Below are 12609 nucleotides of genomic sequence, written 5' to 3' on the forward strand. Positions count from 1 at the left end.
GTCGGAAGGCCACCGCGGTGCCGTACTCGTAGCCGCGTGCCCTCTTGCTCACCCGCCCCCTCAGGTCGATCGCCTCCAGCAGGTCGGGCCGCCTCGCCAGCTCCCGCGCGAGGGCCGCCCGCGCCGCCCTCGCCCCCTCCACCAGTTCCCCGGACGACCGGTCCACGGGGGCGTCGCTGTCGCCGGTCGTGGTGCCCTGCATGAGCGCCAGGTACACGCCCTGCCCGCGCGCGTCGAACAGGTAGACCACCGACCACCCGTCCCGGACCCGACGAGCGCGGCTCGTCGAGTGCACCCGCGCCCACGGGATCTCCGCGGGACGGCCCTGGCCGTCGCTCGCGTCCACCGCCAGGTCGTTCATGCCGACCTCCCGCAGGCCGGGCAGGAGGTCCCCCAGCCGCCGGGTCATCCCGTCGCACACCAGCTCCCGGCGGCGCCTCATCGCCTCGCCGTACCGGGGTTCGAACTCCGCCTGGGCCGCCATCACCCGTCTCATGACCTCACGCACCGCAGCAGCATCACACGGTCGAGTGACCTCGAAGGGGAGGTGGGTGGTCCGCGCCGATCGCGACGTGTCGATCATGGATTGGTTGCCCTGGGATTGCGGGGCCCCCGCCGGGGGTAGGAAATCAGGGTCCTCACCGATGCCGGGGGACCCGAACACGGGGATGGTGGAGTTCATGACCACGTTGACCAGGCCGCAGAACCAGAAGGTGATCGCGGGCGTGTGCGCCGGGCTCGCCGCTCGGTACGGGTGGAAGCCCAACACCGTCCGGCTGCTGTTCGTCGTGTCCTGCCTGCTGCCCGGACCGCAGTTCCTCGTCTACCTCGTGCTGTGGGTGATGATGCCCAAGCGGCCCTACTGACGGCGGGACCGCACCAGCGCCTCGATGCCGTCCAGCACGCGTTCCAGGCCGAACGCGAACGCGTGCTCCCCCTGGTAGGCCGCGCCGTGCTCCTCGCCGGCCGCGGCGCCCACGCGGGCCGCCAGCGGGAACCGGTCGGGGTCGAACACCTTCGCCAGGAACGGCGCGGCGGCCCGCCACCACTGCTCGTCGGTCAGGCCGGTGCGCCGCCGCGCCACCTCGGCCTCCACCGCGATCCGCGCGGCCGCCCGCACGTGCGCCAACACCAGGGTGAGCACCGAGTCCATCTCCACGTCGCCCAGCCCGATGCCGTCCACCGCGCCCAGCTCGTAGTCGTACTTCGCCGCCACGTGGGGGCCCAGCACCGCCCGGTGCGCCACGACCTCCAACAGCCACGGGTGGCGCAGGTGCAGCGCCCGGTTCTCCCTCGCGATCGCGGTCAGCGAGGCCCGCCAGGCGCCCGGCGCGTGGGGCGGGCGCGCGGTCTCCGCCTGCACCGCGTCCACCATCGCGTCCACCAGCTCCGACTTGCCCGGCACGTGCGTGTACAGCGACATCGTGCCCACGCCGAGCCGGTCGGCCACCCGCCGCATCGACAGGGCGCCCAGGCCCTCGGCGTCGGCCAGCTCCACCGCCGCCGCCACGATGCGGTCCACCCCGAGGTCCTTGCGCGCGGCGCGCCCGTTCACGCGCCACAGCACCGCCAGGGTCCGGGCCGGGTCGCCGCCGCCGTGTTCGCTCGCCACGGCCGACCACCCTACGGGGACCGCTACCCGGCCAGCGCGGCCCGCGCGATCTCCAGCGCCTCCTCGGCGGTCAACCCCTGCTCGCGGGCCGTGGCCGCGTAGGCGCGGGCCGCGCGCAGCACCTTCTCCCGGCTGCGCTCGCCCGCGGCGCTGACCACGGTGCCGGCTCTGCCGCGGGTCTCGACGAGACCCGCCTCCTCCAGCTCCCGGTAGGCGCGGGCCACGGTGTTGACCGCGATGCCCAGGTCCGCCGCCAGCGCGCGCACCGTGGGCAGCCGGGCGCCCGCCGCCAGCTCGCGGTCGGTGATCTTGCGGGCCAACTGGGACCGCACCTGCTCGTAGGGCGGCACGGTGGAGGCCGGGTCGAGGCTGAGCACACCGTCGATAGTGGCAGAGCGCCACCGCCGAGTCGCCGTGCCACCACGGTCGGTGGCAGGGTTTGTGCATGCCCTCCACCGTTCGGCCGCTCACGGTCGCGGCGGCCCTCGTCCTGGCCGCCGCCGCGGTCGCGGTGGTGCTGCCGCGGCACCAGCCGGTGCCGGGCACGCCCACCGCCTACTGCACCGACCTGCGGCTGCTGTTCGCCACCGACGAGGACATGCGCGCCACCGCCGAGCGGCTGCGCGGCGACCCGCGCGTGCGCGAGGTCCGCGACCAGCGCACCAAGGCCGACAACCACCGGCTGCTCACCGGCGCCTCCGACGCCGCCGGCACGGCCCTGACCCCGGCGTCGCTGCGGGTGGTCGAAGCCCCCGGCGTCGACCCCGCCGACCTGGCCGGGCAGCTGCGCGACGAGCACCGGGTCAACCTCTCCGACGCCTGCCGCGACACCGGGGACACCGACGAGAGCGGGGACGCGGGCGGCTGAACCCGGCTGAAAACCCCGCTGAAACCCTCTGGGGGGGCATGCAAACGGCCGGTGATGGTGGCGATGGACGCGGTCCGGTTCGCGGCCGTGGGCAGCGTGCCCGTCGCCTTCGCCCTCGACCGCCTCGGCTACGCCCACCTGCTGCTCGTCGCGGCGGCCCCTGCTGCTCGACACCGCCCTGGTCAACGGCCTGATCATGGCCTCCGCGCCGCTGCTGGCGGTGCTGATGCCGGGCGAGCTGGGGTTCACCGCCTGGCAGTACGGCCTGGCCTTCGCCGCGCCCTGCGTGGGTGGCCTGGTCGGCTCGCGGCTCTCGCGCCGGCTGGTCGCCCGGTTCGGCACGCACCGGGTCCTGCTGACCGCCGGGGCGCTGCGCGCCTGCTGGTCGGTCGGGCTGGCCTTCGTCCACCCGGCGCGGGCGGACTGGTGCTTGTCATCGCCGTCGAACTCGCCCTGATCACCTGCGCCGGGGTGTTCAACCCGGTGTTCGCCACCTACCGGCTCGACCTGCTGCCGGCCACCCCGCTGCTGCTGCCCCGGCGGGCACCCGAGACCGCCGGTCGGGCCCGCGCCGGGGCGCCGGGCTGGTCGGGGCCGGCCGGTCCGCCGGCCGGGACGCGGGCCCCGCTCACGTCTTCGGCACCACCACCGTGCCCCGCGCCCGGGTGGCCAGCACCGGCGGGTCGAGGACGTCGGCCGCCGACGGGCCCCGCGCGGGCGCCGACCGGCACACCACGCGCAGCTCGAACTCCAGCTCCCGCGACCGGGTCCCGACCCGCACCAGCGTCGCCGTGGCCTCCAGCACGTCACCGGCCTGCACCGGGGCCAGGAACTCCACCGCCGAGTAGCCCGCGAACAGGCCCTCGTCGGCGTCGGTGCGGATCAGCAGCTCCGTCGCCACGTCCCCGAACAGGCCCAGCCCGTACGCGCCGTCGACGAGGCTGCCCCCGTAGTGGGCGTGCGAGTGGGGCACGTACCGCCGGTGGGTGACCGTGACACCCTCGATCGGGCTCACACCTTCTCCTTCCGCTGGGACCGCACCGCGTGCACCAGGTAGCTGGCGACCTCGCCGGGCGTGGTGCCGCGCCCGAACACCCGGTCCACGCCCAGCTCGTCCGCCATCAGCGGGTCGAACCGGGGACCGCCCGCCACCAGCAGCGGCCGCCGCGCCCCCATCGCCTCCCGGAACGCCGCCGACATCTCCCGGGTGTTGAGCACGTGCGCGTCGCGCTGGGTCACCACCTGCGACACCAGCACCGCGTCGGCCTTCTCCGCCCGCGCCCGCCGCACCAGCTCCGGCACCGACACCTGCGCGCCCAGGTTCACCACCCGCAGCTCCCGGTAGTACTCCAGGCCCTTCTCCCCCGCGAAGCCCTTGACGTTGAGGATCGCGTCGATGCCGACGGTGTGCGCGTCGGTGCCGATGCAGCCGCCCACCACCACCAGCTTGCGCCGCAGCGCCTTCTTCAGCGCCGCGTTGACCTCGGCCGGCGACAGCAGCGGGTACTCCCGCTCCACCACCCGCACCTCGTCCAGGTCCACCACGTGGCGCACCGAGCCGTAGACGACGAAGAAGGTGAAGTCGGCGCCGATCGGGTGGGAGTGCACCACCATCGCCGGGTCGATGCCCATCCTGTTGGCCAGCTGCTGCGCGGCGCCGTCGGCGCGCGGCCCGAACGGCACGGGCAGCGTGAACGAGGTCTGCACCATGCCGTCGCCGGTGGTGTCGCCGTAGGGGCGCACGTGCCGCTTGCTCACCGCGCCACCCCCGCCCCGGTCTCGGGCACTCCGGTCTCCAGCAGCTCGGCGGCCGGGTTGAGGTAGCCCTCGGCCTTCTCCACCACGCCGTCCGCGCCCCGGCCGCCGTCGGCGGGGCGCTTCATCAGGCCGAAGGTGCCCTCGGCGATCGCGGCCAGCAGGCCCTGGTCGACGATGCGCCCCAGCAGGTCCACCGCCTCGCCCAGCACCTGGTGGGCGCGCTTGGCGATGAACCCGTCCGGGGCGGGCCGGAAGTCCTCGGCCAGGCCGCCCGCCGCGTCCAGCACGTAGCGGACGTTGGCCAGCGCCAGGTCCCGGTCGGACAGGAACGGGGTCACCACGGCCTCGGTCATCATGCCCACCAGCAGGATCGACTGGCCGGTGAGCACGCCGGCGAGGTTGAAGAACCCGTCGAGCAGGTGGCCGTGGAACACGTCGCCGGTCATGTGCTTGGTCGGCGGCATCCACTTCAGCGGCGCGTCCGGGAACAGCTCGCGGGCCAGCAGCGCGTGCGCCAGCTCCAGCCGGAACGACTCGGGCACCTTCGGGTTGATCTCGAAGGCGTGGCCCAGGCCCAGCAGGTGGTCCGGCAGCCCGGCCTCGTGCGCGAAGCGCTCGTTGAGCAGCTGCGACACCGTGACGGTGTGGGCGGCGTCCACGGCGTCGTCGGTGGTGAGGTAGTTGTCCTCGCCGGTGTTGATGATGATGCCGGCGCGGGCGTGGACCTGGCGGGAGAACCGCTGGTCGACGAAGGTCCGCACGGGGTTGATGTCGCGGAACAGGATTCCGTACATCGAGTCGTTGAGCATCATGTCCAGCCGCTGCAACCCGGCCAGCACGGCGATCTCGGGCATGCACAGACCCGAGGCGTAGTTGGTCAGCCGCACGTAGCGGCCGACCTCCCGGGACACCTCGTCCAGCGCGGCCCGCATGATGCGGAAGTTCTCCTGGGTGGCGTAGGTGCCGGCGAAGCCGTGGTGGGTGGCGCCCTCGGGGACGTAGTCCAGCAGCGACTGGCCGGTGGAGCGGATGACCGCGATGACGTCGGCGCCGGCGCGGGCGGCGTTGCCCGCCTGCACGACGTCCTCGTCGATGTCGCCGGTGGCCACGATCAGGTAGATCCACGGCCGCCGCGGCGGGTCGCCCCACCTGGCCACCAGCTTCTCCCGCCGCGCGCGGTTGCGGTCGACGGTGCGCAGGCCGCGGGTGACCGCGGCGGTGGCGGCCCGGCGGGCGCGCTCGCGGTCGCGGCCGGTCGGCAGCTCGTAGCGGACCTGCCCGGCGGCGGTGGCCTCGGCCAGCTCCGTCAGGGTGGGCAGGTCGTGGCGGCGCAGGGCGTGGAACACGGGCAGGGCGACGCCGTGCTCCAGGCCGCAGTGCTCGCGCACGGTGTCGACGACCCGGTTGACCCAGGGCACGTCGCCGGCGCGGTGGGTGGAGTCCGCGCCGGTGATGCCGGCCAGGCGGAGCGTGGCGCGCTCGACCGCCACCGTGGTGTGGGCCCTGGCCAGGTCCACCACCGGTTCGGCGGCCCGCGCGGCCAGGGCCCGCGCCCTGGCCACCACGTGCGGGTCCAGGTCGAGCAACGCCATGTGCCACGTCCCTTCAGCGGTTCTCGGAGCGGTTCCGGCGGTGTCAGCCGTTGTCGGGGCGGTCCGGGTCGGGGGCCTCGTCGGTCGGTTCCGGGCGGGCCGCCCGGATCGGTCCCCAGCCGCGGCGGGTGGGCTCCGACCGGGTCCTCTCCCACCGCGCGGCCGCCGAGTCGTAGGCCGACGGCTGCCGGTGGGCGACCGGGCCCGCGAAGGCGCCCTCCGGCAGCGGGGGCGCGTCCTCGGCCGCGGGCCGCGAGGACAGCGGCGCGGCCAGGCCGGACAGCAGGGCCCGGGTGGCGTGGCCCTGCCGGTCCAGCGCGCGCACCGTCTCCAGGATCTCGGCCAGGACGTCGCGCTCGTCGCGGACCGGGACCGCCGCGGCGTCGACCGAGGCCGCAGCGACCTGGGCCTGCTCGCGGAACCGCCGCACCGCCTCCTCGAAGGCCGGCCACCCGTGGTCGAAGGCACGGGCCAGCACCCGCTCGGGCAGCGGTTCCCCCTGGGCGTCGTTGATGTCCTTGAGCATCTGGTGCACCTCGGCGCGCGCCGTCGCGTCCACCGCCTGGAACTGGCTCAGCGGTCCCACCACGTCGGTCTTGCCCAGGTCCAGCAGCAGCGGCACGACCGCGGTCTCGCCGACGCTGTTGGAGATCGCGCCGGCCTCGAAGTTGATCCACCGGGAGCCCTGGTTGGCCGAGGTCAGCACCACGATGCCCAGCCGCGTGCCGGTCAGCTGCGCGCGCAGCTCGGCCATGCTGTGGCGGCCCTTGGCGATGTCCTTCTCCGACATCCACGGCTTGACCGCCTGGATGACGCCCTCCAGCCAGTCCCGCAGGAAGGAGGCGAACTCCCGGGTCTCGGGGCCCGACCAGGACAGGAAGACCTTCACGACAGCGCTCCCCCATCGAACAGCACGCGCCCGCGCAGCACCGTGCGCAGGCACTCCGGCGTGGGCCCGGTCAGCGCCGGCAGGGCGGGCACCCGGGAGCGGGGGTCGGTCGACCAGCGCCGCACCCGCGAGTCCGGGGCGGAGACCTCCAGCTCACCGGCCCGCCACACCGCGTAGGTGGCGGGCGCGCCGGGCTGGAGGGTGCCGGTGAGGCCGTCGTCGACGCCGGCGGCGCGCCAGCCGCCGCGGGTGTGGGCGGTGAACGCCGCCCGCGGCGAGATGCCCGAGCCGTCGGTGCGGTGGTGCACCGCGGCCCGGACCGCGGCCCAGGGGTCCACCGAGGTCACCGGCGCGTCCGAGCCCAGGGCCAGCACCACGCCCGCCGCGGCCAGCCGGGAGAACGGGTTGAGCGCGGTGCCCCGTCCGACGCCCAGCCGCTGGGCGTACATGCCGTCCGGGCCGCCCCACTCGCGGTCGAACAGCGGCTGCACCGAGGCGACCACGCCGTAGGAGCCGAGTCGGGCCGCCTGCTCGGCGGTGACCATCTCCAGGTGCTCCAGGCGGTGCTTGCGGGCGGCCAGGGCGGGCACGCCCACCACCGCGGCGGCCCGGTCGAAGCCCTCGACCACCGCGGCCGCGGCGGCGTCGCCGATGACGTGGAACCCGCCCTGCAACCCGGCCCGCGTGCAGGTCACGAGGTGCTCGGCGACGGCGTCGGCGTCCAGGTACAGGGCGCCGGAGGTGTCGGGGGCGTCGGCGTAGGGGGAGCACAGGGCGGCGGTGCGCGAGCCCAGCGCCCCGTCGACGAACAGGTCCCCCGCCAGGCCGCGCACGGGCAGCCCGACCGGCTCCCGGGCACCCCAGTAGCCCACGACGTCGAGCAGGTCGGTGGCCAGCAGGTCGGCCAGGTCGTCGAGGCCGGAGATGTCGGGGCCGGCGCACTCGTGGACGGAGGCGACGCCGCGGGAGGCGGCGTGGCGCAGGAACGCGTCCTGGGCGGCGCGGCGGGTCGCGGCGGGGATGGCGTCCTTGGCCGCGCCGCGCACGTGGTGGTGGGAGGCGCGGGACAGGGGCCCGTCGGGGGCGAAGCCGTCGGCGTCGCGGGCCGCGGGCGCCAGGTCCAGCAGCGCGGTGGACACCAGGGCCGAGTGGACGTCGATGCGGGAGAGGTAGACCGGCCGGCCGCCGGCGGCCTCGTCGAGTTCGGCGCGCGTCGGGGGCCGCCGCCCGTCCCAGCGCGTCTCGTCCCAGCCGTGGCCCCACACGAGCGCTCCCCCGGCGGCGCGCACGGCGTCGAGCAGCTCGCGCGCGGACCGGCAGCCGGTCAGGTCCAGGCCGGTGAGCAGCAGACCGGCGGAGGTGGCGTGCACGTGGGCGTCGACGAAGGCGGGGGCGACGAACGCGCCGCGCAGGTCGACGACCTCGGCGTCGGGGTGCAGGGCGCGGCCGGCGGTGTCCTGACCCAGCCACACCACGGTGCCGTCGGCGACGGCCATCGCGGTGGCGTCGGGGTTGCTCGGGCTGTGGATGCGCCCGCCCACGAGAAGAGTAGTCACGCCTGCTGAGTCTGCCTGTGTTCGAACAGGTCGCGCACGGCAGGCTCGGTGCGCACCAGCTCCAGGGCGAACGCGGCGTGACCAGGCACGTAGCCGTTGCCGACGAGCATCTCCACGTCCGCGGCCAGGCCCTCGGCGCCCAGCGCGGCGGCGGGGAAGGAGGTGGCCATGGAGAAGAACACCACGGTGCCGCCGTCGGCGGTGGCCAGGACCGCGCCGTGCTCGCAGCCGGGCACGTCCACGCACACCACGGTCACCTCCACCGGCTCGCCCACCGCGGTGGCCACGGCCACCGGGTCGCGGGCGTCGGCCACCACCACCTCGTCGGCCAGCCCGGCCGCGCGCACCGCCGCGGCCTCGCGGTCGGTGGGCACCAGCGCCACCAGCCGCCCGGCGCCGGCGCGGCGCGCGGCGACCAGCGACAGCGAACCGGACTTGCCGCCGCCGCCCAGCACCAGCACCGAGCGGGCCGCGCGGCGGCGCACCACCCGGTCGGTCAGCGCGGGCGCGCCGCACACGTCGAGCACGGACAGCGCCAGCGCGTCGGGCAGGTCGTCGGGCAGCACGGCGGCGATGGAGCGGCCGAACAGCACCGCGGTGCCCGCGCAGGGCACCTGCTCGTCCGCGCCGTCCCAGCGCTCCAGGCCGTCGGTGATGCGCAGCGGGGTGAGGGTGAGCGAGACCAGGGTGGCGATCCGCTGCCCGGCGCTCAGGCCCAGCGGCGAGTCCGGGCCGACCTCGCGCACCGTGCCCAGCAGCATCCCGCCCGACCCGGTCACCGGGTTCTGCATCTTGCCGCGCTCGGCGACGACGTCCAGCACCGCCCGCCGCACCCCGGCCACGCCGTGCGCCTCGCGCAGCTGCCGGTAGGAGGCGGCGTCGAGGTTGAGCCGCTCCACGTCCACCACGACCTCGTCCGCCCCGCACACCGGGGTGGCGTCCAGCCGCCACGCCTGCTGCGGCAGCACACCCGCCGGTGCCAGGACGCGGTGCAGACCATACGGCGAAGTCATGGAAATCCTTCGGTCCAGGACAGTAGGACCGGGATATCTTCACGCGAAGTGCCGATCTCGCGCAAGAGACCGCACCCTTGGGCGCGAACGGCGAATGCCCGGGGTTCTCGTCCGTGAGAACCCCCGGGCATTCGCCGGTCACGAGGTCAAGAGGTCGGGCGGTGGTGGTCGGGCGGTCAGGGGGTCGGCGTGACCTCCGACCCGGCGGCACGCCGCCGCCGCAGCCGCAGCACCACCGCGGCCACCAGCGCCACCAGCAGCGCCCCGTAGGCCACCGCGGCGAACGGGCTGGTCACCAGCGCCGTCAGGTCGCCCTGGCTGATCTGGAGCGTGCGGCGCACCTGCTCCTCGGCCATCGGGCCCAGGATCAGCCCCACCACCAGCGGCGCCACCGGGTAGCCGTGGCGGCGCATGAAGAACCCGACCAGGCCCACCACCAGGAGCAGCAGCAGGTCGTCCACCACGAAGTTCACCGCGTAGGTGCCCAGCGCGGCGAACAGCAGGATCCCTGCGTACAGGTAGGGCCGGGGGATGCGCAGCACCTTCACCCAGATCCGCACCAGCGGCAGGTTGAGCACCAGCAGCATCACGTTGCCCAGGTACAGCGACGCGATCAGCGCCCACACCAGCGCCGAGTCCTGCGTGAACAGCAGCGGCCCCGGCTGGATGCCGTAGCTCTGGAACGCCGCCACGATGATCGCCGCGGTCGCGGTGGTCGGCAGGCCCAGGGTCAGCAGCGGCACCAGCACGCCGGCGGCCGCGGCGTTGTTGGCCGCCTCCGGCCCGGCCACGCCCTCGATGGCGCCGCGCCCGAACTCCTCCGGGTGCTCGGCCAGCTTCTTCTCCGCCGCGTAGGACAGGAACGTCGAGACGTCCGCGCCACCGGCGGGGACCGTGCCGATCGGGAAGCCGATGGCGGTGCCGCGCAGCCACGGCTTCCACGACCGCCGCCAGAACTCCCGGGTCATCCACCTGCCGTCGACCGGCACCACCTCGACCGGGCCGTGCCGCATCCGCGACGCCACGTACAGCGCCTCGCCCACCGCGAACACCCCGACCGCGACGATCACCACGTCGATGCCGTCGGCCAGCGTCGGCGCGCCCAGGGTGAACCGCTGCTGACCGGTCAGGGTGTCGGTGCCGACCAGGCCCAGGAACAGCCCGACCGCCAGCGACGCCAGGCCGCGCACCGGGGAGGCGCCCAGCAGCGCGGCGACCGTGGTGAACGCCACCACCATCAGCGCCACGTAGTCCGCCGGACCCAGCTTCACCGCGTACTCGGCGATGGTCGGGGCCAGGGCGGTGAGCAGCAGCGTGGCGATGGTGCCCGCCACGAACGACCCGATCGCCGCGGTGGCCAGCGCCGCTGCGGCGCGCCCGGCGCGCGCCATCCGGTTGCCCTCCAGCGCGGTGACGACGGAGGAGGACTCGCCGGGGGTGTTGAGCAGGATCGACGTGGTCGACCCGCCGTACATCCCGCCGTAGTAGATGCCCGCGAAGATGATCAGCGCGGCGGCGGGCTCCAGCGAGTAGGTCAACGGCAGCAGCAGCGCCACCGTCATGGCCGGGCCGATGCCCGGCAGCACACCCACGGCGGTGCCGAGGGTGACGCCCAGCAGGGCGTAGAGCAGGTACTCGGGCTGCGCGGCGGTCGCGAAGCCCTCCAGCAGGGCGGCCCAGTCACCCATCGAGCAACGGCACCCCCTCGAAGATCCCGGCGGGCAGCGACAGGCCCAGCCCGGAGGCGAACACGACCTGCGCCACCAGGGCCAGCACCACCGCGACCGGCAGGGCCTTCCACCACACCGCGCCCAGCGTCCAGGCCGCGCCCAGGAACAGCACCGCGCCCGCCACCGGCCAGCCCAGCGGCTCGATCAGCACCAGGTGCGCCACCAGCACCGCGACCAGCTTGGCCACGGTGACCCAGTCGGTGCGGGCGTCCGGGTCGACGTCCTCGGCGTCCTCGGCCGGGCCGAGCCTGCCGCGCAGCACGGCCACCAGCGTCGCCACCCCGGTGACCAGCAGCAGGGCGGCCACCGCGTACGGGAAGGCGCGCGGACCCACGGTCCCGGCCTGGCCGACCGCGGGGATGGAGGGGGTGTCCACCAGGGTGAACACCCCCAGCGCCACGACCAGCCCGGCGAACACGCCCTCCTCGACCCTGGCCGCCCGGGAGGGCCCGGGGGCGGGCCCGGCGGCCGGGCCGGTGTCGGGGCCGGTCACTTGACCAGGCCGATTTCCTCCAGGACCGGCTTGATGCGACCGATCTCGGTGGTCAGGAAGGTGTTGAAGTCGTGACCGGTCAGGAAGGTGTCGGTCCAGCCGCGCTTCGTCAGCTCGTCCTGCCACTGGGCGCCGGAGTGCATCCTGGTGACCAGCTCGACCAGGCGCTCCTTGGCCTCGACCGAGATGGACCCGGGCGCGACCACGCCGCGCCAGTTGATCAGCTCCACGCCGGTGCCGAGGTTCTTGAACGTCGGCGCCTTGACCTCGGGGTGCTCGTTCGGGCCGGAGGTGCCCAGGGCGCGCAGCTTGCCCGCCTTGATCTGCTCCAGGTACTCGCCGACCCCGGAGATGCCCGCGTCGACCTGGCCGCCCAGCAGCGCCGCCAGCGACTCGCCGCCGCCGGAGTAGGCCACGTAGTTGAGCTTGGCCGGGTCGATGCCCTTGGCCTTGAGCAGCATGGCCGCCAGGATGTGGTCGGTGCCGCCCGCGGAGCCGCCGGTGATCGCCACCCCCTGGCCCTCCCGGTCCACCGCGGCCAGCAGGTCCTCGATGCTCTGGTGGGGCGAGTCGGCCGGGACCACGACGACCTCGTCCTCGGCGGTCAGCCGGGCGATGGGGGTGGTGTCCTCCAGGCGCTTGTCGACCCCGGCGGTCTCCACCGCGCCGACCATGACCAGGCCGGTGACCATCAGGTAGGACTCGGAGCGCTCGTTGGCCATCTTCTGGAGGCCCACCGTGCCGCCCGCGCCGCCGACGTTGGAGACCTGCACGGAGTCGACCAGCTCCGCGCCGGTGATCGCCGCCTGCATCGACCGGGCGGTCTGGTCCCAGCCGCCGCCGGGGTCGGCCGGGGCCATGATCTCCAGCCGGTCGATGTCGCCGCTCGCCGTGCCGCCGCCACCGCAGCCCGCGAGCGCCAGGCCCGCGGCGACCGCGGCCGCGAGGAATCGGGTGCGTCGTCCTGCCATCAGGTCCTCCGTGTTCCACGCCGGGCCCCGCCCGGTCGTCTCCCGCCCGGCGCCGTCGCCGTCGGTGGCCGCGAACGCTAAGAGCCACGACCGGGTGAACAGGGGCAATGGTCGTAAGGGCCGTATT

Annotated in this window: 13 protein-coding genes and 2 pseudogenes; 3 read left to right on the top strand and 12 right to left on the bottom strand. The window is 74.9% G+C overall.

Annotation, left to right across the window (positions count from 1 at the left end):
* Positions 1-19: 19 nt before the first annotated feature.
* Positions 20-682, bottom strand: a pseudogene (locus ACFP3R_RS11045) (MrcB family domain-containing protein); the annotation flags it as partial.
* Between ACFP3R_RS11045 and ACFP3R_RS11050 the strand changes: the two are divergent.
* Positions 681-866, top strand: coding sequence for a PspC domain-containing protein (locus ACFP3R_RS11050; RefSeq protein ID WP_344037054.1), 186 nt, complete (start codon positions 681-683; stop codon positions 864-866). The pseudogene ACFP3R_RS11045 and the gene ACFP3R_RS11050 sit on opposite strands and share 2 nt — an antisense overlap.
* Here the strand turns inward: ACFP3R_RS11050 and ACFP3R_RS11055 are convergent.
* Complete coding sequence (locus ACFP3R_RS11055) at positions 860-1612, bottom strand: TetR/AcrR family transcriptional regulator (protein WP_380635207.1); 753 nt, start codon at positions 1610-1612, stop codon at positions 860-862. The genes ACFP3R_RS11050 and ACFP3R_RS11055 overlap by 7 nt on opposite strands.
* A gap of 23 nt (positions 1613-1635) precedes the next feature.
* Positions 1636-1989 (bottom strand): GntR family transcriptional regulator, encoded by a 354-nt coding sequence (locus ACFP3R_RS11060; protein ID WP_380635208.1) that lies wholly within the window; start codon positions 1987-1989, stop codon positions 1636-1638.
* Between the two features lie 68 nt (positions 1990-2057).
* On the opposite strand from ACFP3R_RS11060, the gene ACFP3R_RS11065 reads away from it, so the two are divergent.
* Positions 2058-2480 carry a hypothetical protein gene (locus tag ACFP3R_RS11065; protein ID WP_380635210.1) on the top strand — a complete coding sequence of 141 codons (423 nt, stop codon included), beginning with the start codon at positions 2058-2060 and terminating at the stop codon, positions 2478-2480.
* Between the two features lie 154 nt (positions 2481-2634).
* Positions 2635-2996: pseudogene (locus ACFP3R_RS11070) on the top strand (MFS transporter); the annotation flags it as partial.
* A gap of 112 nt (positions 2997-3108) precedes the next feature.
* Here ACFP3R_RS11070 and kal read toward each other — a convergent pair.
* The 9 genes from kal to ACFP3R_RS11115 all read right to left on the bottom strand — a co-directional run bounded on the left by kal (position 3109) and on the right by ACFP3R_RS11115 (position 12590).
* Positions 3109-3495 (bottom strand): 3-aminobutyryl-CoA ammonia lyase, encoded by a 387-nt coding sequence (gene kal, locus ACFP3R_RS11075; RefSeq protein ID WP_380635211.1) that lies wholly within the window; start codon positions 3493-3495, stop codon positions 3109-3111.
* Positions 3492-4238: a lysine 5,6-aminomutase subunit beta gene (kamE, locus tag ACFP3R_RS11080; protein ID WP_380635212.1), complete on the bottom strand. Its 747-nt coding sequence runs from the start codon at positions 4236-4238 to the stop codon at positions 3492-3494. Before kamE ends, kal begins: the two co-directional genes overlap by 4 nt.
* Complete coding sequence (kamD, locus tag ACFP3R_RS11085; protein ID WP_380635214.1) at positions 4235-5830, bottom strand: lysine 5,6-aminomutase subunit alpha; 1596 nt, start codon at positions 5828-5830, stop codon at positions 4235-4237. Before kamD ends, kamE begins: the two co-directional genes overlap by 4 nt.
* A 43-nt stretch (positions 5831-5873) precedes the next feature.
* The gene (locus ACFP3R_RS11090; protein WP_380635215.1) at positions 5874-6719 is read right to left on the bottom strand and encodes a toll/interleukin-1 receptor domain-containing protein; all 846 of its coding nucleotides are present in this window, start codon (positions 6717-6719) and stop codon (positions 5874-5876) included.
* Positions 6716-8215, bottom strand: a complete 1500-nt coding sequence (locus tag ACFP3R_RS11095) for an amidohydrolase (protein ID WP_380635269.1) — start codon at positions 8213-8215, stop codon at positions 6716-6718. The genes ACFP3R_RS11090 and ACFP3R_RS11095 overlap by 4 nt, the downstream gene beginning before the upstream one ends.
* A gap of 56 nt (positions 8216-8271) precedes the next feature.
* Positions 8272-9288, bottom strand: coding sequence for an L-erythro-3,5-diaminohexanoate dehydrogenase (gene kdd / locus ACFP3R_RS11100; RefSeq protein WP_380635217.1), 1017 nt, complete (start codon positions 9286-9288; stop codon positions 8272-8274).
* Positions 9289-9464: 176 nt separating this feature from the next.
* Positions 9465-10976 carry a tripartite tricarboxylate transporter permease gene (locus ACFP3R_RS11105; RefSeq protein WP_380635219.1) on the bottom strand — a complete coding sequence of 504 codons (1512 nt, stop codon included), beginning with the start codon at positions 10974-10976 and terminating at the stop codon, positions 9465-9467.
* Positions 10969-11511, bottom strand: a complete 543-nt coding sequence (locus ACFP3R_RS11110) for a tripartite tricarboxylate transporter TctB family protein (protein ID WP_380635220.1) — start codon at positions 11509-11511, stop codon at positions 10969-10971. The genes ACFP3R_RS11105 and ACFP3R_RS11110 overlap by 8 nt, the downstream gene beginning before the upstream one ends.
* Complete coding sequence (locus tag ACFP3R_RS11115; RefSeq protein WP_380635221.1) at positions 11508-12590, bottom strand: Bug family tripartite tricarboxylate transporter substrate binding protein; 1083 nt, start codon at positions 12588-12590, stop codon at positions 11508-11510. The genes ACFP3R_RS11110 and ACFP3R_RS11115 overlap by 4 nt, the downstream gene beginning before the upstream one ends.
* Positions 12591-12609 lie beyond the last annotated feature (19 nt).

The organism is Saccharothrix lopnurensis, assembly GCF_042658445.1.
In the GTDB taxonomy this organism is placed as follows: domain Bacteria; phylum Actinomycetota; class Actinomycetes; order Mycobacteriales; family Pseudonocardiaceae; genus Actinosynnema; species Actinosynnema lopnurensis.

Bases quoted from the DNA above. Each gene is read 5' to 3' on its own strand.
- ACFP3R_RS11050 (WP_344037054.1), top strand. From the start codon at position 681: ATGACCACGTTGACCAGGCCGCAGAACCAGAAGGTGATCGCGGGCGTG.
- ACFP3R_RS11065 (WP_380635210.1), top strand. From the start codon at position 2,058: ATGCCCTCCACCGTTCGGCCGCTCACGGTCGCGGCGGCCCTCGTCCTG.
- kamD (WP_380635214.1), bottom strand. From the start codon at position 5,830: ATGGCGTTGCTCGACCTGGACCCGCACGTGGTGGCCAGGGCGCGGGCC.
- ACFP3R_RS11095 (WP_380635269.1), bottom strand. From the start codon at position 8,215: ATGGCCGTCGCCGACGGCACCGTGGTGTGGCTGGGTCAGGACACCGCC.
- kdd (WP_380635217.1), bottom strand. From the start codon at position 9,288: ATGACTTCGCCGTATGGTCTGCACCGCGTCCTGGCACCGGCGGGTGTG.
- ACFP3R_RS11105 (WP_380635219.1), bottom strand. From the start codon at position 10,976: ATGGGTGACTGGGCCGCCCTGCTGGAGGGCTTCGCGACCGCCGCGCAG.